We start from the raw sequence: 22,681 nt of genomic DNA, 5'->3' as shown, positions 1-22,681 counted from the left end.
CGAGTGATGCATGCAGCTCCTCATTATAGTGTGTGAAATGTGACAGATAACACCGTGTTGAGAATCTTGGCGTCGCCACAGGACACAGGTCTGGGTGGAACGTCTGTCTCCTCGGGAGCGCTTCTCGAGTGGATAGACAGGGCTGGCTACGCGTGCGCGGCTGGTTGGGCTGGCGCCTACTGCGTGACGGCATATGTAGGGAACGTACGTTTCACGCGCGCCATCGCCCCAGGCTGCCTCGTGGAGCTAGCTGCACGAATAATCCAAACGGGCAGAACGAGTATGCAGGTGCGAGTAACTGTCCACGCGGTGGATGTAACGACAAGGGAGCGACACCATGCGCTCGACTGTTTGCTCGTCTTCGTGGCCGTAGACCAGAATCGAGTGCCACAGGAGGTGCCCCAGTGGACCCCGTCTGACGACCTCGGGGCCCTCCTTCAGCGCCGGGCGGAGGAGCGCCTCGATGTTCGCAGGGCCATTCGCGACATCACCCTGAGCCAGAGCTACTCGGAGCGTGGTACCACACCCCGCTCTCGTCTTCGCTTCCTTGTCGCACCGGGGGATGCGAACTGGGGCGGAAACGCGCATGGCGGAACGGTCATGCGGTGGATCCACGATGCGGCGTACTCCGCCGCAGCGCGGTGGGCTGGCCTCGACAGTGTGGCGGTCTACTCGGGTGGTATTCATTTCGTCCGCCCGATTCGCATCGGCGCCATCGTCGAGATCGATGCCCGGATCATCCACATCGATGACCAGGGGATGCATATTGCAACGAGAGTCTCATCGGCGCCCGCAGAAGCGCCAGACAAGTTGGCGCTCACCACCGTCTCCATGAGCATCTACACCAACGCCGCCTCGGGTGAACGGCCGCACACGATTGCTCCGCTCGAGCTGCGTAGCGACGAGGACGAGAGGCTCCATGCTCATGCAATGGACGTGATCGCCTTGAGGCAGAGCATCACTGACCTCCCTATTTGAACTCGTGGTATCAGGCGGAGGGGAATGACCAATGAACGAGGAGTCGACAGTGATTTGTGAGCAATGTGGCGCAGGCGCCCCCAACTCATCCGACGCGTGCGCAGGCGATGCGGACAACGGGGGCGTGGCTCGGTCCGCCGGCGAGCATCCTGTGGTGACGGAAGCAATCATCGTGCTCGGTTATGACTGAGCTTCGAAACTACGGCGATGCGCCGCCGCAGCCACCCTCATGTTGTTGCTGGTCTTTATGCTTGAAGCCCACCCCGCGAGCGTGGCCGTGAAGAGACCCAAGTACGCCTACAGAGGCGCGGTGATCTTTGTAGGGGTGGCTGCTGCGCTGTCGGTTGTTATTGCGTTGCTGAGTCCTTGGCTTATCCGGCTCATCTTCTAGTGGGGCAGCCCCATGGTCTGAGGTTGCTTCAGGCACCGCGAAGCGGGCTCGAAGCCTCCCCAGCTCCACCGCCGACGGTCCGTTGCGACATGCAGGCGGACTTGTGCGGGCCTACTTGCGATTCAGTTCACCGGCCAGGTATTGAGACAGCTGTCATCGGTCGGGTGTCGGATGGTCGACGTCTGGAAGTGGAGGTGCCGACCTTCTCATGCAGAGGCAAGCGCTCCTGCTGCGGCGTCCAGTACGTCGGCGTTGAGTGAGAAGTACGCCCAGCGTCCACGCTGCTCACGTGTGACAAGCCCCGCCTCTGCGAGGAGCTTCATGTGGTGCGACACCGTCCCCTGCGAGAGGCCGACAGGGTCGGTGAGGTCGCGGATGCACGCTTCCCTACCCTCGCCGGCCGCGATGAGCGACAGCAAGCGCACTCGTGTCGGATCGCGGAGGGCCTTGAACACTCGCGCAACCCGCTCCGCATCCTCGGCAGTGATGGTCATTGAATGAACCGCAGAACCCAGGGTGCGGTGAGTTTGCGGGGCGGGATACCGGGCATGCATCCACGCTACGTGCCGAGACCAGCACGCTTCGAGTGCGATGCCCGCAGTCCATAGTGCCGTGGTAGCAGTGGGGTGTTCATTCGGGCGTACTGAGGATCAGGACTGTCGTGGCGGCGGCTTATACAACCGCGATATATAAGCCGTCGCAACGAGGATCCACGAAAATGCCAAGTCCTGCCAAGGTGACCTTGGCTGGAGAGATCCCTGTCATAGAGCGGGAAAGCAGGCCCCTGCCAAGGTTGCCAAGTAGCAATAGTTCTTCATGAGAGAAAAGTAAGTAAGTAGTAAAGAGGCAACTTCTCTCCGAACCCCCTATGGGGGCATCCTCCGCACTTGGCAACCTTGGCAGGCTACCCGCTTGGCCTACTCCCGACGGGTATCGGAGCCTGTTTCGACCTTGGCAGGTAGCTTGGCGGCCCTTGGCCAGGACGGAACTTCAGGATGTTGGTTGACGTGCCAGGGAAGTGCCGCGGGGTAGGAGGCGGCCACGGCGTGAGTCTCCAAGTCAAATCACCGAGTTGGTGTGCCGGGCTGCGTCACGCAGGCCGCGCCTCAGGTACAGGACAATTCCACAGTGGTTCAACGAAGTACGTGTCGTGCACGACAGATATCGAGAGGGTCAGGGTCACCAGGGGCGATACGTCAGTCCGCGTCCCACATCGTGTAGGTGATGACGCCTGCGGGGAGCCCCTCGAGAGGTTTCAGCAGTTCGCTCTCGACGCCCACGATGCGACCGGTCGTGGTTGAGATGAAGAACGTCTCCTGCCTGTCCGGGATCACCTGAGACACTTCGACTCCGATGACGCTGCGCCCCAGGCGGTCGGTGGTTAGCCCACGGACGGAGAGTTCGTCGGTCTCGTCGAGCATGGCGAGAAGCGTTGCGTGTTGAGCGTCGTCTAGCGTCCAGTACTGCAGGAGGCCGGTGATGGCAGCGAGCAGGTCACCGGAAGAGGATTCTGGGGTCGCGCCGAAAGCGGCTAGCGCTGCAGCGACGCCGTCGCGCGAACTGCCGGTGAGGTTCAGGGCGGCAGGTGGGAGGGCCAGGTCCTCGGCAGGCATGACCGACTTCTCGATTAGCTGCCCTGGTTTGTAAGGACTGGGCTCAACTCCATCGGGTCGTACATTGTCCGACCAATAGGACTCGCCGGCGTAGACCGTGGTCGTTGACGGTTGCCCGGGGGCCCATTCGAACGTGACCCGCTGCGGGACGATCTCGACTTTCGCCGTGGCCATCTCGACGTTCCATCCCCAGATCGCGGACGCAACCTTGGAATCCTGAAGGATGTCGGGTTCTGAACTCAATTGCGCTTGCGCTTGTCGGAGGACATCGTCGAGGGGAGCAGACGGAGAGTAGTGGAGCGGTGGCGGGGTGAGGGCGACGGCGCGCTGCGAGGGGATCAGGACTGCCGTGGCGACGACCACGGCAATCAAGACGGCTGTCACTGCCGTGCTCAGCCCCGCCCAGACAAGCCGCTTCCCTCGGACACGACGACGAGCGCCGTACGTTCCTCGGATGATGCTCTCGCGAATCGCGATGGCGGCGGCGCCGGAGGCATCATTGCGGTCGCCCGCAGCGGGCCTCGACCGTCGGATAAGGTCGTCAAGGTCGTCGTCTGAGTAGCTCACGCGTCACGACTTTCCAGGTAGCGTCGAAGTTTGGTGCGTGCGCGGGTCAGTGTGGTCCATACCGCTGGTTGGCTGGTGCGGAGGACTTCGGAGATTTCGCCTGCAGTGAGCCCATCCCAGTATGTGAGGATGATCACCTGCTGTTCTCGGGCGCTCAGTGACCGAATAGCCGCGCGAAGCGCAAGTACCTCAATCGGGTCCAACGACTCAGCGGGTGTTTCCAGGCCTCGGGAGAGAGCCTCCATTGCCCGCTCGCGGGAGCGAGCGCGGCGGAGTCGGTCGCGAAGCTTGTTGTTCGCGGTGCGCAGCAGCCATGTCGTCCCGAAGGGGCGGTTCGGATCGAGCTTTCGCCAGGCGACGACGAACACCTCGGCGCTGATCTCGTCAACTTCGTCCGGATCGTCGACGAAGCACTCCACGTGGTGACGCACCCGCCCCCAGTGCGCGTCGAACAATCGTCGAAAAGCGACTTCCTTCTCTGCGGAGTGGTGCGGGTCCGCTGCACGCGTGCTCGCGGTCGTACCTGCCTGCGTCCCGCGCAACTCCGGCACCAACCGCGTCGGGTCGGACGCCATCCCTGCAAGAGCTGTTCGTGGTGAGAGCAGACGCTGAATGACGAACATCTCACTCACCTCGCTTAGCTCCGCCTTGGCCAGAGTATCGGGCGCTAGAGCGCGCAGCGCAGCGTGCTGACAGCACCTGCAACGTTGACACGGTTCCCGGCAGTCGCCGTCGCGAGCACGGTGCCGCCGGCGTTTCGAGCCTGAACCGTTCCTGACGAACGAGCATTCGCTATAGAGCCCACAGCACTCAGAGCGGCAGTGCTCACGACGGTGCAGGTGCCGAACGTCAGTCGCGTGCCGACACCGCCCGGAGCCGAGTAGGCGCAGTACTGACCGGTAGCGCACGAACCGACGGCACGGGCGAGTGAGTTAGGCACCGTCAGCGTCATCGCCAGGTCCGGCCACTCCACCTTGTGAGAGTCCACAATTGTGCCGCCGGGTACTGCGCTCATGGCGTACTCAACATCGGGATGCAGGCTTTGTGCATTAGCGTGGGCGGGCCCCCCGAAACCCATCAGCAGGGTTGCTGCGGCCGTAGCTGCGATGAGCTTCTTCTTCATGTCTGTCCGTTCGAGAGCTGGCGAGCACACTCTTCAACTCTCACCCGGTTTGGCGAGCGGATGGCTTGCGCTTCAGACGCTCTATTGCCGAACGACCAGAATCCTTACAGAAGTATTTCAGGCGAGGCAGCGCTCGGGTCAAGACAGCAATCCACAACGCGCGGTGAGGTGCGACAGAAGTCAGTTTCCGATTGGACGAGCAGCCGGCAGTTGTGTCGAGGCGCATAGGGGACGCGCATGTGACAGACGCGTAAGCTCAATACTGTTCCGACGAGACGTGCTCCCTTCTCTTGGCAAGAAGGACTGGGGCACTCACGCTGGATGTTCGGAGGAGACCAGATGTTCACCGCAGAGACAGAACTCGGCAGCCCCGTCGCCGCGTGGCTGCGCAGCACCGGCGGGGTCTGCATCGCCGAAGAGGTCGCCGTCGGCTACGGTGTGCCTGACATGGTGGCCGGTGTTGGCGAGCGTCGTCAGCTCAGCAACCGTCGCCGGCAGGCGGGGCCGGTCACAGACACGTTGCAGCTTGCCCTTCTCGAGTACTGTCGGACGTCTCGCACCGAGGATGAGCTGCGGGAGTGGGCGCCGGGGGCATACTCCGATCTCATGCGCCGCGCCCTGCGGCCGCTCCTCGAGCAGGAGCTTCTCACGGCGACCCTCACCGGGTACCGCGCCCGTCGCCAGCCGCGGGATCCGTTTGACCGTCTCGTAGCCGTTGAGTTGAAGCTGCGGGTGTCGGAGCGGGGGTTCGCCCAGGCCTACGCGTATCGGCTGTTCGCGGAGTCGTCATACCTCGCAGTGCCAGCTGCTCGCATCCGGCAAGCGCACATGGAGCGCGCCCGTCATCTCGGCATCGGTCTGCTCGCTGTATTTGAGCACGGGTGCGAAGAGGTCGTTGAACCGGAGGCGCGTTCGCTCGCGACCCCGAACCGACGAAGGCTCGCAAGCGAGCAGATCCTCGCCGCGAGCCTTCGCGTGGATGGGCTGCGTGCTGGTTCGCCAGCACGCAGCCCCTTGCTCAGCTGAGCGCCGCCTCCCACGCGGTCAGGAACCCGAAGTCGTCACGCAGCGGTGGCAGCTGCCTCACCGTGTCGCTGGCCTCACGGATCCAGTCGCGCATCTGCGAGATCCGTCGGCCAGACGGCAGGCCCGACAGGCGCGCTGCGTGCTCATGCTGAGCGACCTGGTTGTGTCGATGAAGAAGGACTCGCTGCTCGGGTGTCAGACTCTCGAGGTCCGTGTTGAGGGACGTGAGCTGACGTCCCTCGGGGGTGCCGAGATCCGCGACGCTCGCATGCTGCTTCGCGATGAGCGCGAACGCGGGCGCGGTGACCTGCGTGAGCAGCCGAGGGACGTAGACACGCTCGGTGGCCTGACCCCCGCGGCCGGTCGCCTCGGGGTGAGGTGCAGAGTTCATCTGGTTGCCGCTGACTCCCGTCGCCCAGCCCTGAGCGCCCATCGCGAGCAGCAGAAGGCCACTGCTCGCACGCTTGCCGACGACGACAGGCACATCCGCATCCCGCATCACCTCCAGAAGGTCCCGGAGCCCACGGAGCGTGTCCACGTCCGCGAGGGGCGCGAACGATGGCTGCATCGTGTGCATCAGCAGGTACAGGCGTGTCATCGACTGACCGGTGAGCAGAGTGAGAAGACGGTCGCGCTCGTCGTTGTCACTCAACCACTTCGAGTGCACGAGGACCGAAGTCCACAGTTCGCCCTGAAACAACCCGCCGGCGGCGATGTCCGTGTAGTCGGAAGCACAGGCTAGCGACGTGCGCACCCAGTTCAGCTCGCCCTCGCCCGCGTAGAAGTAGGGCGTGATGTACGCGTCGCCGCCCGTCGCAGCGTGCGTGTCCCACACCTGTCGGGTCCACTGGCGCCTTTTCGCATCATCGGCGAATCCAGTCAGTGCCGGACGGTCGCCATACGGCAGCTTCTTGAACCACGACGGCTGCACCTTCTTCGGGCTGCGGGCCATCCATGTCGAAGGGTCGATGACGACGGTGCCGCCAGCTGCCCTCGTCTCGGAGACGAACTCATCGGTTCGCTCACCCACCTGCGCCTCGATGATGGTGCCGGTGGCTCCGAGACGCGCCAAGAACCCGTCTGCAGCCCACGACTTGAGCTGTCCGACCGTGGGGTAATACTCGGCGATCTCCCCGTTTTCTTCAGCAGATTCGTGCCACGCGGCTAGCGCCGCATCGAGGTCGGCAAGCAGTTCCGCAGACTTCAGGTAGCGGCGATGCGGCTTCTTGTGCATCATCCGCTCGACGATCTCCGCGACCGGTGCAGGCACGGCGGGGACGACCGACCTGATGGATCGAGGTGTTACAGTCGCCGGCGCCGTCCAGCACTCGAAGACGTTGCGCGAGTAAAACGGCGCCACCCCCGTCAGCAGCAAGTAGGCGATGGACCCGAGGACGAACTGGTCGCTGCGCCAGTCGCCGTGCGTAGGGCTGGAACCCACCTGCTCGGGGCTCATCCAACCTGGCGTCCCCGGGGTAGGCAGGGCCGTCATCGACTCATCGTCCACGTGACGTGCAAGGCCCAGGTCGACAATCACGGGTGTGGTGTCGGCCCGGAGCATGATGTTGCGTGGGGTGAGGTCGCGGTGGGCTGTGCCCTGTGCCCAGATTGCGCTGGCAGCAGCAACCAACTGTCGGATCAGACGGAGGGAGTCACCGATAGAGAAGACCTCACCGCCGTCGAGGGACGTCCGCAGCGTGTGACCCTCAATGAAGTCCATCGTGATCCACCGATACTCGACATCCCCGAACTCGAAGGAACCCATTTCACGGAACTTCACCACGCCCGGATCGTCCACACGCCGTAGCGCGGCGAGCTCGCGTTCCACACGCTCGCTCTCCCCGATATCCGGGTCGATGACCTTCAAGGCGTAGACCTCGTCGGTTGTCGTCACGCGGAACGTGCAGGCGAACCCTCCCGTCCCCAAGTGTTCAATGCGGGCATCAGCTGGTGCGATGCGTTGAGCGACCTGCTCGAGCAGATCCCGGTTTGCGGGCACGAAGTTCTCCGATTCGTTGCTGTGTAGGAGGCAGCGTCGGGTGGCTGCCACGCGCGACTTTAACGGCCTAGATCCATCGAGTGGAGCGGCCGCGCGTAGCCTCGACGAGGCATGTCAGGAATCGGTCGGAACGGCAAAGGGGTGCGAGCGCAGCTGCTGAGCCGGCGCCTGGGGAGGAGCGGATCTGCCGTCGGGAGGCCCGAGCGCGGCACCATTTTCCCGGGGCTGCGCCGGGCTCCGTCGCGGTCCCGGTTCCACGCCTTTACAGGCGGCATGATGAGCGAGTGAACGATGCGAACGAGCGGGCCGAAGTATGACCGGTTTGTCCTCCTTTTGGCCTACAGACACCCGACCAGTCCCGCTATACGATCCGGGAACCGTTCTTCACCGTCAACGTCACAACTTGGTCAAAGGAGAGAGCAATGAAGACAAAGCGTGCCCGGCAGACAGCGCTAACCGCCCTGATAGTCGCTGTCCTGACACTGGGGGTTGCGCCCAGCGCCTCCGCCAACACTTGGCTCGGATACGGCGACAACTTCAAGACGAAGCAGACCTGCACGAATCGTGGCGTCTTCTTGCTTCAGGCCCAGCCTTATCCCGGCACGCGCTTCCTGGACTATCACTGCCAGAAGAGCAACATAGCCGGACGCTGGTCCTTGCTCATGCTGGTACAAGACAACCAGGGATGCCGTGTGGCGAAGTCCGATGACGTAGGAAGCACTTCGAGCGGACTACCGAGCCTCGTGGCGGTGCCGGCTGGCTGCTGACCGGACTGGTCGGCGGCAGGCCGTAGCTTCGCCGGGGGGTGGCCTCCGCGGGTCATATTGTGGAATCGAAAGGACTGAGATGACTTCGCAGGCGACCGACCTCTCTCGAGAGCGCGTCAAGTTTCTGCTAACTACCGCCTGGCCCACTTTGGTGACTGAGGTCGATGACTGGCTCAGGAACGCGCCCGAGGGGCGACTGACAGACCCTCCCGCAAGTAGCCTGATCACGCCAGCGACGGTGAACATCTACGAAGGACAGGTCTCGGGTTTCAGCTGGTTCGCTAGTTACTCGGATTCCGCGGATCTTATCGAAGCGCATGACGCACTGGGTGGCTTGATCACTGCCTTGCTCGGTGTGCCTGGTATCCAGGATCGTGAGCGTGATCACTCCAGCTATTGGGTGTCCGCACAGTTCGCGGTCGAAACCTACGCGCATGATGTATCCGCACGGGAAGTGTCCGGGCCGCTGAAGCCAACCCTGCAGGTTAACGTGGCGGACGCAGCGTTGGCCGCTTCCCAAGAGGCCGCTGTCAGCGGCCTGAATCCGCAGTAGACCTTCATGGGCGCGCGGTGTCCCGGGATGACACTCACTCCGCCGTAGCTCTCATAGGAAGTTCCACTCCACCGTTTCCCGCGGCATCGCACCGGCCTGGCCGAGCGCCTGCGCGTTGGCGCTCATCTCGCGCCCGAGAAGCTCGATGGCATGCGACGCTCGTCGTCACAGGTAGGGGGAGAGGTCGATCTCTTTTTCTTCGCGTCGGAAGGCGACGACTCGGCCGGTCTCGTCGAGGCTGTCCACGGCGAAGACGCCCAGGAACCGGTAGTAGGTGTCAAGGAACACCGGGTCCTTGAACTTCGCGAAAACGATGTTGCGCATCTGGTCGTTGTGCGGTCCGGGCTCGCCCTCCAGTTGGGTCTGGGTGAGGGTTTCGCCGTCGTCGCTGAGGACGTTCTTCCAGTCACTGCGGGGCGTGACGTTCTCCTGATGCAGGCCTGGCATCCACACCTGGAAGTTCTCACCGAGAGAGAAGGTCGCCATCTGCCAGTGCGCGACGTCCTTCCCGAATAAGGCGAGGACCTGCCTCATCCGTGGCATCTGAATGTCATCATCGATGGTCACCGTGCCGCGAGCACGCCAGTAGTCCGGCCGGTACCGGTCACCGTAGGAGTACGGGACGAATGTGCCAGCGTCGACCGCATCCGCCTTCCATCTCCGGATGTCGGCGATGAGCGCGTCGGTCTTCTCCTTGAGTGTGTCAAGCGGGTCCGTGGTCGGCACCTTTAGGTGCACGAGGGGCTTGATGTCGGAGATCTCCAGGACCGCCTGCTCGCGGAGCTTGTCCGCCTCCGGGGACCCCTTGGCAAAGTGGTGGCCCTCGTCGACTTCGATGCCCACTCGGAACTGCGGCAGGTACAGGTCCAGAAGCGCCATGCTCTCGTCGGTGAGACGAACGGGCTTCTGCGTAACGAGCTCGATCTCCGGGTCATCGAGCAGGTGCACGATGCGGCTGACCGCGTACACCTCGTACTTCTTGCCCCGAATGGATCGAAGCATCTTGCCGTAGTAGTCGACCTCCGAAGGCATCGTCCATGGAGTGCGCCTCTTCTTCTTGTCCTGCGTGTCGGACCCCGCCGCCTGGCGACTGTCGTCGGTTGCGATGCTCACGTCTCTCCCTCTCTCGGCTTCTTGTGGTCGTAAGGCGTTGGCTGAGCGTGTTTTGAGTCAGATTCACGAGGACCCGATGCGCGACAGCAGCTACGTGGCCCTGCCATTGTGGACGAGGGCCAGCGCATCGCGGAGCTCTTCGCGCCGTGTCGGTGGGGTTTCCAGCGGCCAGAACAGGAGAATCGCAGGAGCCCAGAGGAGCCCGCCAAAGATGTGTACGGTGCTCATCGCTAGGACCATCGAGAACGGGTCCCGGCCTTTGAAATGCGACACGGTGGCGTGGAACAGCACTGCGACGGCAATCGTCAGAAGGACCGACCACAGCGGCGAGCTGTACGTCGCGATGGCGGCGATCAGCCAAACCGTTGCACTCGCTCTTGTTTTCGCGACCACCCCGGAAGGGGTGTAGGCGAACCACGTGACAACCGCCGTGAGCACGAGGAAGACGCACGCCGGCTCGCTGAGATAGCGAGCTGCCCACTCGTCAGCGTACGCAAACGGCTCGGCGATCCAACCCCAGGACAGGTTGGCGGTCACTGACGCCCAGAATTCGAGTGGGCGTAGTCCGCTGAGAGAATCCGCCAGAGTTGCGATACCCAACAGAGAAGCTATGAAACGGAATGGAGCGTCCCAGCGGACGTTGAGGAGTGATCCGAAGTCCATCTCTATGCACCTCGAGCCGACGCGCATAGAGGGGCTGACTGACTACTCATCGGAGGCAACAACATGCTCATCTCATTCATCATTCTTGGTGTGCTCGGCCTCGGGAACGCTCTTCTGTGTCGCGCGCTGGCGGACCGCTATCGCGCGCAGCGCGCGGAGGCAAAGGGCGGCAACAGCTAACGAGCCGGACACGTTCTGGCTCGGGGTGTTCGTTGTCGGCGTCCGCGCGTTCGAACTGACGACGCGACTGCGTGATCTCAGAGGTTCTTCTGGATCCATTCGCTGGTCGCGTCGCGCAGACCACGCCACGCGGCTACGCCCGTCAGTTTGACGACGAGGAGCTTGTCGTCAGAGTCGATGTACTTCAGAGCAGCGTCACGAACTTCCTTGGTGGTCTTGTCTGTCACGATGAGCCAGGTGCTCTCGAGAGCGTGTGAGTACGTGCCGTAGGACTTCAGGTGCTCGATGAGCGCGTCATAGTCGCGTCTAGGGGCGGTCAGGTCATAGGTGACGAGATAACTGGTCATGAAAGTTCCTCTGGCTGGGTACGTAGCTCCAGGTTGGCAGCACCCGTCGACCCTGACACCGAGGTACGAGACCTCTCTTTGCGGCTCGATCCAGTTCCTTGCATTGTTTTGCCAACACAGCACGCAGGGCGGTCCGTGGAGAACGTGAACCCATTCTTGTGGTGGTACTTCGAGAGTGGCCGCCCCATCGGGAACCTCGCCAGCGGGCGCCTCAAGGGAAAGGAGTGTCAGGATTCGCTGTGTCGTGCCAAGAGCTGCCGATTTCCGTCTTGAGCGCTTGACCAAACTGGTGGAAACAACGCACAACGAGGAGTGTCAACCAATGAACATCAGAAAGATCTTCGCCATCGCTGCCGTCGCAGGGCTGGCCACGCTGGGCGCGACCGGGACGGCGTTCGCCTCGGACTACGTCGAGCCGGAGGTCTCGGGACCCATCGACCTGGACACGTTCGAGGGGCCTTTGACCGTCGAGGTCGACGGCCAGCTGATGGAGATCAACGTCGAGTACGGCCAGGCCGAAGAAACAGTCGCGGCGATTCGCGCGGGAGAGCCGGCCGCAATCCAAAGCGCACTATCTGACACGACAGTCGCGCCATTGGCTCTCTGCATCGATACTTGGAAAAACGCGGTGGCCGGCCCAGGCACGTACTGGACGTCCGCGAACGGTTGCTCGATCTGGGGTTCGAAGGGGTTCAAGAAGGGCTACGAGGTCTATAACGCTTCCGACATGAACGTCTGCTCACAGGGCAAGGGTTTCAACTCGGCCGGAACGCAGGGCTGGTACGGCTTCGGATGTGTCGCTTCCGGCGGTCGAACCGGAGGCTCGGTCGCCTGGGGTGAGGTCGCGGCGAACTCGCAGGTCCGTGCCCAGTCGGGGTCACTGGTGACCGGTGCCGCCTACCAGTGGAAGGGCTGAGTTCGCGGCTTCGGTGACGTGACGGAATACTGAAACTGATGCGAAGACTGACCACGATTGCGTTCGGCCTCCTCTTGTGTGCGCTTCTCACAGCGGGGTGCACATCGGGCGATGAGGCGAACGAAGCCGCCGATCCCGCCGATCCCACGTCAATCGGCTGGAGCAATCGTGAGGCAGCCGTCGCGGATGTGCTGGAAGGGGCGCCGTGCTCTGATGCGCGCCTCTTCCAGGGCGATCCCTATTTTCAAGACGAGATGTATGGGTTCGGTTGCTACGACGCCGATGGCACGCCGCTCCACTTCCGCATCTACAAGCACGAAGGGTCCGCGCAGAACGTTGTTGCGGAATGGACGGGGCTTGTCACGGTGGACTATCAGCTGACGTTGGGCGCAGACTGGTTCGCCGTCGGAGCGCCAGAGTCTCTGGACCAGCTCGGGAGGATCCCGCAACTCAGGGCGGCTGAGCGATTCTCTGCGGCCCCGCCGCCCGCCAGCCCGCTCTCCGACCGTGACATGAAGCAGCAGATATGCATCGCCTACGTCACGTCCGCGGTTGAGATGGCAGCGGAAGATCCGGCCGCGCTCAGCGATGTTGCGGATTTGGACCAGCTGTACCCGGAGATGTCCTCGCTGATACTGGACACACACGAGCAGGTGCGAACTGCAGTTGGAGCTGACACTCCCGACTCTCTGGACGTCTTGGCAGCCATCAGCGAGCACTGGCACACCATCTCTGATTACTGCACGAAGAACTCCCAAGGGGTCAAGGTCGTCGGGATGGGGCGAATTGATGGCTGGTCCTGACGTGATCATCTTGGGAACGCAACGCCGAACGCGCACGCTGTGGGTTGTGGCGGCAACACTGTTCCTTGCGTCCGCCGCTCTGTTTGCTCTTCAGAGCATGCCTGGCAGCATGGACAGCGAGACTCTCACGATCCTTGGCTGGCTAGTGACGGCGGTGTTCGCGCTGGCGTGCATTTCCTCGGCCGCAGCCCTCTGGCCGGGCCGCAGGGGTTCGACGGCGCTGCGGGGAGCGTCTGTAGCCAGTGCGATGTTTGCCGTGTGGACGCTCATCAACCCTTTGGTGTTGACTGCTTTCGCGGGGGACACCGTGCGCATCATCGACGCGCTGCTGAGGATCGTGACCGGCGGTATTGCGGTTGGTTGCGTCTTCCGCAGTAGCCTTCGCGCGCCGTGGCGTGTCATGCCGATGGTCGTTTTCAGCATCGTCGTAGTGGGCAGTCTTCTGGCGCAGGTGCCGTTGACGACTCGGGGGACCATGGACCTCGCAATTTTCGGAGGCAACCTTCTGATCCTGACGAAAGTCGGTGCGTCTGTCATCCTCGGGCTTGTCGCGTTGCAGTTTGCCCGCCTCGGGAAGACAACGACGCCCATCATCTAGATCGCGTCTACTCCAGGACACCTAGCTCGTTGCGCCATCGGAGATAGGCCTCGTGACGCTCGTGGCGCCATCGAGAGGCGTGCAGGGAGACTCTCACCCGAAAGGTGTACGAATTGCCGCCAGTTGCAAAATAGGCTAGACCTAAGCATCAGATCTCACAGGCATCTGTGTTGATTTCTTGCCCAGTGAATGTCAAGCGCCAAAAAGGTCTGTAAGGAATTGGAACGAGCTGCAAAGAGACAGAAATACGACAACGCGGACAGTGGTTCGAGCACCTATCATGCAGGCCAGACCGGGTTCTATCACGGATTTTACGGCACTGTCGCGGATGCCCTTGTTCAAGCTCGGCCAGGCTGATACCGTCGGAAGAACGGTCGCTAAGGTGCACGCAGATGTGCAGAAAAGATTGACGCAATGGACGTAAAAGTAGCAGGACCTCTCGCGATAGGAGCAACACTTATCGGTGCTTCCATCCTTCTTCCAGGCGCAGCGGTTCCCCCGGATAGCACCCCAGAAGACTTTATCCCGATCCTGTTTTCCGAACAGTCAGCGGAGGACACGATTCCCAGTCTCCTTGAGGCATCAGACCTCGACGTCGAGACGAAATCCTTGAGATTGTTGGGAACAGATGACGTCGCAACCTACTGGGTGGGAACTAGTGCGACCAACGATCTCTGTCTAGTGGCGTACATTCAATCGGACCAGTGGGTCGCCGGCTCATCTTGCGTTCCCATCACAGACTTCTATCAATCGGGTCTCGGCATTGGGTTAGAAAGCAGTTCCGGTTCTACTGAGGCGTACCTGCTCCCGGAAGATGTCGCGCCCTCGAATGTCGGGCTCACTCAAGGGGGCGACCCTGGCCTCAAGCGGGAAGGGTTCCAGGCGAATCTGGTAACAGTAGCGCTAGATACAAAGCCACCTGCTGTAACTAACTTTGTCCGCCCCAATGGTGTTGGATTTCAGCTCATTCCACTAAGGACGGAAGATCATGTCGACCACAAATAGATCGCCGCGGAGGGGGGCCACGCTCGGACGGGTCGCGGTCGTTGCTGCTGTCGCCCTGACATTCGCTAGCCTCGCCACGCCGGCCGCCGAAGCCGCAGAGTACCGATATGCGAATAAAGTCGATACTAACGACGGTGCAGTACACAGCACCGGGCTTCGCTCAAGCATCACGGGGGGAAGATCCTCAACGCACGGGGTTTCACTCGCGATCAATCATGTAATCACGTACAACCCTGCCCCGGGGTATGTAGAACACGGGCATGCCTATGGGGGAGGGGCAACTAATCTGTCCCACACGCGTGTTTCCAATGCATATAGCAAATGTTATTGGTTGCGACAAGGTACTGGTGGGCGCACCGAGATTAGCTGCTGGGTGACATATTGAAGATCCGCACTTCTTCAGGACGTGTAGTCCTAGCGATTGTGATTGGGCTGGCGCTGGCAGCCAGCCTGGTCGCTGGGAGTGGGATCTTCGGAATCCAGAAAGCCGGCATGCAGATTGGTGCGGTAATGGATCCCCTGAGTAATCAACTGGTATCGGTCACAAATCCGCGACAACAGACTCTACCGGCCATAGGGCTCGCCGCCCTCTGCTCTACCGTGATGTACGTGCTCGCGGTGGGGTATCGACGATTTGATGCCCGCGGTATGGTCTCCCTCTACTCATCCTTTGTGGTTGGGAGCATCGTCCTAGTTTTGTGGGGATGGCTCGCAGGTCCGATTACGGGCACGGCGACGGCAATTCAAGCGGGAACGATTCCGCTCGCATTTCCGGGTTGGATTGCGAGTGGCAGCAAAGAATCAGCAGTCCATCTAGTCGTCATTATCGCCACAGTCGTTCTGTTGCTGTCCTGGCGTCATGCCCCGACTCGCCAATTGCTCCCGTCCACACCGGTTGCAACGAGAGACGAATCTACGACGAGCTAATCTCTGCTTTCATGTCCGGGTCTCTCAGATGAGAAGCGTGTACCGCCCCCTCCTCGTTGGTCTGATTCTGCGGTTCACCGATGCGAGTGGCCCGATCAGGGGGGTTCCTTACAGACCTTCTGGAACTTGTTGCGATCTATGGCGTTTGTGCCCAGCGTCCGCTGTGATGGTTGCGTTCGTTCACGGTTCAATCTCCGGCAATGAGGCCAAAACAAGGAGGAACGGCATGGTCAGACCAAGTTCCAGAAGCAAGTTGTCGAGCACCGTACTCGTGTGCCTACTCGTCGGCGCGCTAGCGGGAATCGTTCCGCAAAGCGCGACGGCTGCGAGCAACCGCACCAACGACGGCTACTACACCATCGGCAGCCGAACATGGACGAGTTTCGCCCTCGTCCAGTCGGCGAACAAGTGGGCGAACGCCCACACCCAGACGTACTCTGACACAAGCGCAACGGGGACCTCCGGCTCTCGAGGCAGGCTCTTCAGCGGCTATGCGCCCAACGGGCCGATGAGCTGTGAAGGAAGCAACGTCTTCAACAGCGGAAGCAAGTTCGCGAGCGCGTGCTCTTGTACTCGAACCACTACGAACACCTGGTGGTCGTGGGGAGTGTCCCTTGCTTGGAACGGCGGGGGATACCAGAGCTTCTACACGTTCAAGACCACGAGCGTGAACTCGTAGAGAGGATGTGAGTCGTCATGAACAAGCGCACAAGCACTCGAATCAAGTCCTTGTCCGTCATCGGTGCAGGAGTTGCCGCAGTTGTCGTTGGATTCACTGCCAGCAACGTCGTTGCCGCAGTCCCGACCTTGATCGCACCGGCAGGAGTCACAGCCGACGTGCCCACGCAGCCGATGGCTCCCGGCGAGTATCCGACGAATCTCGCTGGCGAGACTTTCGGGTCTGCTGGCCAGGCGAACTCCCCCGAGAATGAACCTGACCTGATCGCGGCAGTCGCTGAGAACGGCGCCGAAGGTTTTGTCAGAAAGTCTGAGCTCGACGAGGCCAACGGGACGAACGCACTGAAAACCTTCAAAACGCCCGAGGATGCTGTCCATTGGCAAGAGACTGCAGGGGCGGAAGACCGTCGTGTTGCGGTCTACTCAGTCGATGGAGTCACTGTGGTGGGGGAATATCTGATCGTCGGGTACAACACTCAGATGGAGATGGAGAAGGAGTACGGCGAGAAGAAGCCCTAGACGCGGCGAGATTCCCGTGGGGACGGGGTGAGGCGCGCGGCTGAATTGGCAGACATGCCGCGCTCTGCGTCGGTATGGTCTGCTTCCATCCGTCGAGTATCCGTAGCGAGCGCACCAGCCGGCGGTTGGTGGCGCAGCGTCGAAGGAACGGTCCCGTCTGGCGCGTCACGACGCACGAAGGCCTGATAGTCAGAAACCTGAGGCGCTCGATGGTGATGGTCTCGAACTTCGAACAGATGCTCTCGCGGTGACGAGGGTCGACGGTCCCCGTCCGAGGCGCACCGGACAGGCGGATGGCTTTCATGAGACCGTGCTTGGCATAGGCAGATTGCTCTCGCTACATAGCCGCCAAACACGTGTGTAAGGACTCTCGCCGAGCGCCGAAAAGGCGCGGGCGGGTAACCGTCGACTTCAGTAGGCTCGGCGACAACCCGCGTGGGCGCGTAGTGACCGCGTTCAAGCACCGTCGCTTGTCAAAGGAGAGCACAATGACCACCTACATCGTGAACCGCAACTCGCAGGCGAACGGTGACTACGAAGTCCACGATGCATTGTCGACCCGTGGGTGCCTCCCCGCACCGGCTAACCAGGTTTCGCTCGGGAACTTCTCGTCATGTTCGGGAGCTGTTTCGGAGGCGAACAGCCGCGGGTACCGTCCGGCCAACGGGTGTTACTACTGCGCGAACAGCTGCCACACGAGCTGAGCCTAGGCGCTGACGCAGCGGGCGCACGTGTGACGTAGTTCAGGGCTTCCACTGCACCGACGAGTCGCTCGTCGCGGGAACGAGTCCGGAGCTAGGGCCGCCTCCCCTTGTCTGCTCTGAGACCGCGGTTCGAAGCGGCCCAGCGCTTCTACGTCCGCTCAAGGCCGGACACGATCCAAGAGCGAGACGGACGCCATCCGCGGATGGGCACGACAGAACGGCTACGAAGTCGGTGACCGCGGACGTATTGCAGAAGCGGTGGTCGGCGCGTATCGAGGCCGTTCTCACTAGTCAGTGCGGCGTGCCATGTGTTGAGGGGTCTGGGGCCGGGTTGAGCAGCAGGTGCGCACACTCGCGAGCCAGCGTCGTTCGCCGTCGGCCCTCTGCACTGGTGATTGATAGCCGGACGACGGCTCCTCGATCCGACCAATCCGTGTAGCCACGCATCCGGGGCGCGCTGTAGAGATCGGTCATCGAGCCGTGGGTCCGGGCGAACGTCCGTGGCGAGACCCCCGCACGTCGTCGGAACGCGGCCGAGAACGCGGCGAGCGATTCGAAGCCGACCGCCCGTGCTGTGCGTCCCACCTCGGCCCCGTTCGCGAGCATCGACATCGCCAGTTGCAGCCGCAGCTCCGCCCGCCAGTGCGAGAACGTCGTCCCGGTCTCCGCGGCGAACTGGCGCATGAAGGTGCGCACGCTCACCGACGCCTGGGCCGCCCAGGTATCGACCGTGCGTCGGTCTGCCGGGTCGGCGATGAGCGCATCCGTCACCGCACGCAGCCAGTGGCTCGCCGGGGTGGGCAGCCCGACATCCGTCTCCCGCGCGTCCGCGAGCAGGTCGAGGGCGAAAGCCTCCGCCCGCGCCCGGCGGGGAGGATCGGTGTAGCGCACCAGCTCGGCGAGTACCCGATCGAGCAGCGGGGGCACCGTGGTCACCACCACACGGCTCGTGAGCATGGCGACGGCATCCGGCTCGAACCAGGTGCACCGCATGCTGTTGCCGGGAACCGTGGTGACGTCGTGCACCACACCGGCCGGAATCCAGATGCTGGTCCCCCGTGGCGCGATGTACACGGCATCCGGAGTGACCACGGTCACGGAGTGGGTGATCGCGGAGAGCAGTTCGTGATCGTCGTGCACATGCGCCGGCCACTGCGCCCCGTCGGCCGTGGTCAGGATGTCGATCGAGTCCAGCAGCGGATCCGGGTCGATCGTCATGACCGCTCCAGATGCGGGAAGGGGGAAGGGGGAAAGGAAGGTGCCGGCATCAGTGTAAAACCGGACGTTCCGTCCGTCTGCGGCGGGCGTGAGCCTGACGGGTACTCTCCCCGCGACGATCTGGGGCTCTGATCGCATGAAGTAAGGAGTCATCTGGTCGTCGCTTTCTAGGTCCAATGAGCAGTGGGCAAGCCGCCGGAAGGATGACCGCGCTACCTGGCCGTCCTCGTGCGCCTCCCGCCCAGCGGGAATCGGCTAGCCGTATTAACGGGTTACTCAGATCGACTCGATGGCAGCGATCCTCTGCGGACGCCAGCTACGCGCGAGCTCGGAGGTTGGTGCGAGCCAGTCGTAATCGTGCGTGCAACCGGGGTGAAGGTGCAGCTCGACCTCCACCCCGGAGGCGAGCAGATTTGTCGCGTATGCGAGCGACTCGTCGCGAAACAAGTCGAGCGTCCCGATCTCGATGTAAGCCGGCGCAAGCCCTGTGTGATCGCCACAACGCGCGGCTGCGGAGTATGGAGATACACGCTCCGTACCGGCGGTGTCGCCGAGCAGTGCGCGCCAACTCAGTTGATTGTCTAGATGATCCCAGGTGACGAAAGGCGCGATAAACGGATCTGTGGCCTTCGTGTTCCGGTCGTCGAGCATGGGGTAGATCAACAGCTGTTTCGCGACGGCCACGTTGCGATCTCGTGCCCGGATAGCGCACGACGCAGCAATGCCTCCGCCGGCGCTATCTCCCATGAGAGCGATTCTGTTAGGGTCCACGCCCAGCCTGACGGCATTCGCAGCCAGCCACCGAAGGGCATCGAAGGCGTCGAGAGAGGGCTCTTCGCTGTGGGCGCTCGGAGCGAGCCTGTAGTCGATCGCGAGAAACGGCACCCCGGTCCATTCGACGTAAGTGCTGACGACGGGATCGAACAGCTCGACACTTCCGGCGACCAATCCGCCGCCGTGAAGGTAGACGACGGCGGAACTGAATCCGCGCGACCGGCGCGAATCTTGGTCGTACCAGCGAGCCATTAGCGGTGCTCCCGCCCGCGCGATGCTGATCTCTGTCCGCTGGACGGACGTGGACCGCGGAAGGTGCGAGAAGAGTCGAGCGATATCGTCGTCGGCGGTGGATCGCATCTCGCTGTCGTTTGTCGTTGACGCGGTCTCGAGTACCGTGGCGTCCTGGCCGACTCTTGAACGCTCCAGACTGCGGTGGAGTCTCATCATCCCGGATTGCGATTTGGACATGGGCATGGAGGCCTTTCAGAGCAAGGCCACGGGTTGTGGTGTGTCATATGGTACACCTTCAGCAACGCAAATTGGTGGCTGGGTTGAGGTTCTCTCAGGGGTGGCTAGCGTCTTTGAGGCGACCTTCAAGGCGCTGTCGGACGTCGGGCCACTCCTCGTCAATGATGCTGAAGCGCACGGAATTGCGTTTGCGCCCGTCGGGCATGATGCGCTCGTTGCGAACGACGCCTTCTTGCTTAGCGCCGAGGCGAAGGATCGCGGCACGCGAACGCTCGTTGATCTCGTCGGTCGTGAATTGCACGCGGACGCAGCGCCGCTCGTCGAACGCTTCCGTCAGCATCAGTAACTTGGTCTCCGTGTTCACGAACGTCTTCTGCCATGACGCGGCGAGCCACGTGCTTCCGATCTCCAACTTCCTGTTGGCGGGGTCGATTTTCCAGAAGCGGGTGGATCCGATGACGTTCCCGCTATCGCGGAGCACGATGACGAATGGCATTGCCGTTGCGGCGGCCCGCTCAGCGAGGGCTCTCGCGATGTAGTCACTGACGGTGTCAGAAGAAGGCACGACCGTATATGGCAGCTCCCAGAGATTCCCGTCTGAAGCCGCTTTGACGAGCGCCACGTCGTCGTTCGCCTTCATGGGGCGCAGAAGAACTCGAGTACCGATGAGCGAGGGGTTTGGGTGCACCATGAACCGGACGATAGCTCAAGCTCCTTCGCGTGGCGAACCCGGACCAGCGGCGGGGTGCACACGTCGCCGAGGTTCGTCGGTGAACATCTAACGAGGAGCTCGGCGTGAATGCCCAGCTCCTCGTTGATGATTTGGAGCTCCATCACCAGAGTGCGGGTGCTTGGTGCGCGCGCTTGTCTATGTCTTTATGTCGTAGGTGACCCATGACGTGGCATCTGCTACCGCGTCATACAGGGCGCGAGCGCGAGCGTTGTCGCTAGCCGTGATCCAACGGACGACGGAGTAGTTTTCGCTGCGCGCCGTGGCTTTGAGATGGTTGATGAGCGCTCGGGCGGCCCCAAGGTTTCGCGCGTCAGCACTGGTGAAAAGGTCGTCGAGATACAGTCCGACGGTGCCGGATGATGGGCGGCCGAACGCTCGAAAGTGTGCGAATCCGATGGGCTTGCCGTCGACGATTGCCAGCGCTGCTCGGATGCCGTGCGTCTCGTGTTGGATCCACTGCCAGACACGATCGACAACTGCGTCGTCCGGCTCTAGGGAGTAGAACTCCCGATATCCCCGGAAGAGGTGTTCCCATGTCTCTCGATCTGTGTGCTTCGGTGCGCGAACTTCAACGCTCGTTGTTTCGTTGTTTGGTCCTGACATCTCTAGCTCTCCTTCTCGACTTTCAGTGTGTCATTCTCGGCATCGGGTCCCGTGACATGGTTGAGCTCGAGCGTGGGTGGCTTCCGGCGGAAACCGCGGGTGAGGACGGCCAGATACGTTAGTCCGACTAGGAGCCATCCAACACCGAGGATGAGTGCGTTGGTTCCCAAGTGCACAAGGAGGTACAGGTCCACAGCTGCGCCGGCGAGGGGAATGAGCAAGTACCCAAACCGGGACGAGGGGATGCCGTCCTTTCGGCATCGAATGTAGTAGGCGACGACACAGACGTTGACCATGGCGAAAGCGAGGAACGCGCCGAAGTTGATCAGAGAGGCTGCAGTTTCCAACGAAAGACCGATCGCCAGCGTAGACGCGGCTCCGACAAGGAGGATGTTGAAGACCGGAGTGCGGAACTTGGGGTGGAGGTAGCCGAAGAAGCGCTTGGGGAGGACGCCGTCTCGTCCCATTACGTACATGAGGCGGGTGGCGCTCGCTTGGATCACGACGCACCCCGCGAACCCCCCAAGAATCTGGAGGATGTTCAGTACGTCGGCGAAGGTGGCACCGCCAACCTGCACTGACATCGTGTAGCCCACGGTGGACTCGTTCTCGAAGATGCCGCCGGGGTGGACGAACTGCATGACGAACGCAACGAGTGTGAAGAACGCGCCTCCGGCGAGCACGGTGATGACGATACCGCGGGGGATGTTGCGTTTCGGGTTGTGGGTTTCCTCACTCAACGTGCTCACGGCGTCGAAGCCGAGGAACGAGTAGGCAGCGATCGAGGCTGCGGCGATGACGCTGTTCAGCGTCGTGCTGGTGTTCCAGAATGCGCCCGTTGCTGCGCCTGGTGTTGCGCCGCCCTGTCCCAAGTAGATCACGCAAGCCGCGACGAACACTACGACGACCGCGATGGCCAGCGCGAGCAATGCCCGGTTTACGCGGTCGATGATGGTGATGCCCAGTACGTTCACCAGGGTGGTGAGCGCCGCATTGATCAGCAGCCAGGCCCAGATCGGGATCTGAGGGAACTGGGCGTTGAGGTACAGCGACTGGACGAGCCATGCGACGACCGGCAGGAAGAAGTAGTCCAGCATGATGGACCACCCGACCAGGAACCCTACGTGACGACCGAGTAGGCGGCCGGCGTAAGAATAGGCGGAACCGGAGGTCGGGAAGACCTTGGCAAGTTTTCCGTAGCTCAGGGCTGTCAGGAGCATGGCTCCCATGGCAATCAGGTACGCAGTCGGTGCGGCTCCGCCACTGGTGCCGGAGATGATTCCGAACGTCTGCATGACGATGGATGGGGACATGTAGCTGAGTCCGAACAAGACGACGCCGACGAGCGAGAGCCTTGTTGCGAGAGTCACTTTGGAAGCGCCAGAAGCGCTTTCCTGGGTGGTGGAAGCCAT

Annotated in this window: 21 protein-coding genes and 2 pseudogenes; 10 read left to right on the top strand and 13 right to left on the bottom strand. The window is 62.1% G+C overall.

Annotated features, from left to right (window positions below; translation table 11 throughout):
• Positions 1-39 precede the first annotated feature (39 nt).
• Positions 40-303, top strand: a pseudogene (locus AC07VM_RS01625) (acyl-CoA thioesterase); the annotation flags it as partial.
• 6 nt (positions 304-309) lie between these two features.
• Positions 310-978, top strand: coding sequence for an acyl-CoA thioesterase (locus tag AC07VM_RS01620; protein WP_494910740.1), 669 nt, complete (start codon positions 310-312; stop codon positions 976-978).
• A 597-nt stretch (positions 979-1,575) separates the two neighbouring features.
• Here the strand turns inward: AC07VM_RS01620 and AC07VM_RS01615 are convergent.
• The 4 genes from AC07VM_RS01615 to AC07VM_RS01600 form a co-directional block, all read right to left on the bottom strand.
• Positions 1,576-1,863, bottom strand: coding sequence for an ArsR/SmtB family transcription factor (locus AC07VM_RS01615; protein ID WP_494909741.1), 288 nt, complete (start codon positions 1,861-1,863; stop codon positions 1,576-1,578).
• Positions 1,864-2,565: 702 nt separating this feature from the next.
• Positions 2,566-3,549 (bottom strand): hypothetical protein, encoded by a 984-nt coding sequence (locus AC07VM_RS01610; RefSeq protein WP_494909740.1) that lies wholly within the window; start codon positions 3,547-3,549, stop codon positions 2,566-2,568.
• Positions 3,546-4,172 (bottom strand): RNA polymerase sigma factor, encoded by a 627-nt coding sequence (locus AC07VM_RS01605; RefSeq protein WP_494909739.1) that lies wholly within the window; start codon positions 4,170-4,172, stop codon positions 3,546-3,548. Before AC07VM_RS01605 ends, AC07VM_RS01610 begins: the two co-directional genes overlap by 4 nt.
• A gap of 44 nt (positions 4,173-4,216) precedes the next feature.
• The gene (locus tag AC07VM_RS01600; RefSeq protein ID WP_494909738.1) at positions 4,217-4,672 is read right to left on the bottom strand and encodes a hypothetical protein; all 456 of its coding nucleotides are present in this window, start codon (positions 4,670-4,672) and stop codon (positions 4,217-4,219) included.
• A 339-nt stretch (positions 4,673-5,011) separates the two neighbouring features.
• Here AC07VM_RS01600 and AC07VM_RS01595 point away from each other — a divergent pair, with 339 nt between their 5' ends.
• A complete protein-coding gene (locus AC07VM_RS01595; protein ID WP_494909737.1) occupies positions 5,012-5,698 on the top strand; it encodes a hypothetical protein in 687 nt (228 codons plus the stop codon).
• Here the strand turns inward: AC07VM_RS01595 and AC07VM_RS01590 are convergent.
• Complete coding sequence (locus AC07VM_RS01590; protein WP_494909736.1) at positions 5,691-7,748, bottom strand: serine/threonine-protein kinase; 2,058 nt, start codon at positions 7,746-7,748, stop codon at positions 5,691-5,693. The genes AC07VM_RS01595 and AC07VM_RS01590 overlap by 8 nt on opposite strands.
• Before the next feature lie 371 nt (positions 7,749-8,119).
• Between AC07VM_RS01590 and AC07VM_RS01585 the strand changes: the two genes are divergently transcribed.
• Together AC07VM_RS01585 and AC07VM_RS01580 are read left to right on the top strand one after the other, a co-directional pair.
• On the top strand, positions 8,120-8,464 hold the full coding sequence (locus tag AC07VM_RS01585) for a hypothetical protein (RefSeq protein ID WP_494909735.1): 345 nt from the start codon (positions 8,120-8,122) through the stop codon (positions 8,462-8,464).
• 238 nt (positions 8,465-8,702) lie between these two features.
• Positions 8,703-9,017, top strand: a complete 315-nt coding sequence (locus tag AC07VM_RS01580) for a hypothetical protein (RefSeq protein WP_494909733.1) — start codon at positions 8,703-8,705, stop codon at positions 9,015-9,017.
• A gap of 165 nt (positions 9,018-9,182) precedes the next feature.
• Here the strand turns inward: AC07VM_RS01580 and AC07VM_RS01575 are convergent, their stop codons facing one another.
• The 3 genes from AC07VM_RS01575 to AC07VM_RS01565 form a co-directional block, all read right to left on the bottom strand.
• Positions 9,183-10,130 (bottom strand): AbaSI family restriction endonuclease, encoded by a 948-nt coding sequence (locus AC07VM_RS01575; RefSeq protein ID WP_494909732.1) that lies wholly within the window; start codon positions 10,128-10,130, stop codon positions 9,183-9,185.
• Positions 10,131-10,220: 90 nt separating this feature from the next.
• On the bottom strand, positions 10,221-10,667 hold the full coding sequence (locus AC07VM_RS01570; protein ID WP_494909731.1) for a hypothetical protein: 447 nt from the start codon (positions 10,665-10,667) through the stop codon (positions 10,221-10,223).
• Between the two features lie 383 nt (positions 10,668-11,050).
• Complete coding sequence (locus AC07VM_RS01565) at positions 11,051-11,320, bottom strand: hypothetical protein (protein WP_494909729.1); 270 nt, start codon at positions 11,318-11,320, stop codon at positions 11,051-11,053.
• Between the two features lie 322 nt (positions 11,321-11,642).
• Here AC07VM_RS01565 and AC07VM_RS01560 point away from each other — a divergent pair, with 322 nt between their 5' ends.
• From AC07VM_RS01560 to AC07VM_RS01540, 5 genes and pseudogenes are all read left to right on the top strand, one after another.
• On the top strand, positions 11,643-12,236 hold the full coding sequence (locus tag AC07VM_RS01560; protein WP_494909728.1) for a hypothetical protein: 594 nt from the start codon (positions 11,643-11,645) through the stop codon (positions 12,234-12,236).
• A 38-nt stretch (positions 12,237-12,274) separates the two neighbouring features.
• On the top strand, positions 12,275-13,039 hold the full coding sequence (locus AC07VM_RS01555) for a hypothetical protein (RefSeq protein ID WP_494909727.1): 765 nt from the start codon (positions 12,275-12,277) through the stop codon (positions 13,037-13,039).
• Positions 13,026-13,637: a hypothetical protein gene (locus tag AC07VM_RS01550; RefSeq protein ID WP_494909726.1), complete on the top strand. Its 612-nt coding sequence runs from the start codon at positions 13,026-13,028 to the stop codon at positions 13,635-13,637. The genes AC07VM_RS01555 and AC07VM_RS01550 overlap by 14 nt, the downstream gene beginning before the upstream one ends.
• A 2,628-nt stretch (positions 13,638-16,265) precedes the next feature.
• Entirely contained in the window at positions 16,266-16,766 is a 501-nt protein-coding gene (locus AC07VM_RS01545; RefSeq protein ID WP_494909725.1) for a hypothetical protein, read from the top strand.
• 890 nt (positions 16,767-17,656) lie between these two features.
• Positions 17,657-17,761 (top strand): annotated as a pseudogene (locus AC07VM_RS01540) (Lsr2 family DNA-binding protein); the annotation flags it as partial.
• Here the strand turns inward: AC07VM_RS01540 and AC07VM_RS01535 are convergent.
• The 5 genes from AC07VM_RS01535 to AC07VM_RS01515 all read right to left on the bottom strand — a co-directional run bounded on the left by AC07VM_RS01535 (position 17,762) and on the right by AC07VM_RS01515 (position 22,681).
• Positions 17,762-18,688, bottom strand: a complete 927-nt coding sequence (locus AC07VM_RS01535; RefSeq protein WP_494909724.1) for a helix-turn-helix domain-containing protein — start codon at positions 18,686-18,688, stop codon at positions 17,762-17,764.
• 276 nt (positions 18,689-18,964) lie between these two features.
• Positions 18,965-19,714: an alpha/beta hydrolase gene (locus AC07VM_RS01530; RefSeq protein ID WP_494909723.1), complete on the bottom strand. Its 750-nt coding sequence runs from the start codon at positions 19,712-19,714 to the stop codon at positions 18,965-18,967.
• Between the two features lie 313 nt (positions 19,715-20,027).
• Positions 20,028-20,624 (bottom strand): GNAT family N-acetyltransferase, encoded by a 597-nt coding sequence (locus AC07VM_RS01525; protein WP_494909722.1) that lies wholly within the window; start codon positions 20,622-20,624, stop codon positions 20,028-20,030.
• A 177-nt stretch (positions 20,625-20,801) separates the two neighbouring features.
• The gene (locus AC07VM_RS01520) at positions 20,802-21,269 is read right to left on the bottom strand and encodes a GNAT family N-acetyltransferase (protein WP_494909721.1); all 468 of its coding nucleotides are present in this window, start codon (positions 21,267-21,269) and stop codon (positions 20,802-20,804) included.
• 2 nt (positions 21,270-21,271) lie between these two features.
• Complete coding sequence (locus tag AC07VM_RS01515) at positions 21,272-22,681, bottom strand: APC family permease (protein ID WP_494909720.1); 1,410 nt, start codon at positions 22,679-22,681, stop codon at positions 21,272-21,274.

The sequence above is a fragment of the Microbacterium sp. GW821-FHT01D02 genome, from assembly GCF_059422585.1.
This window is presented reverse-complemented; position numbering and strand designations above follow the sequence as displayed.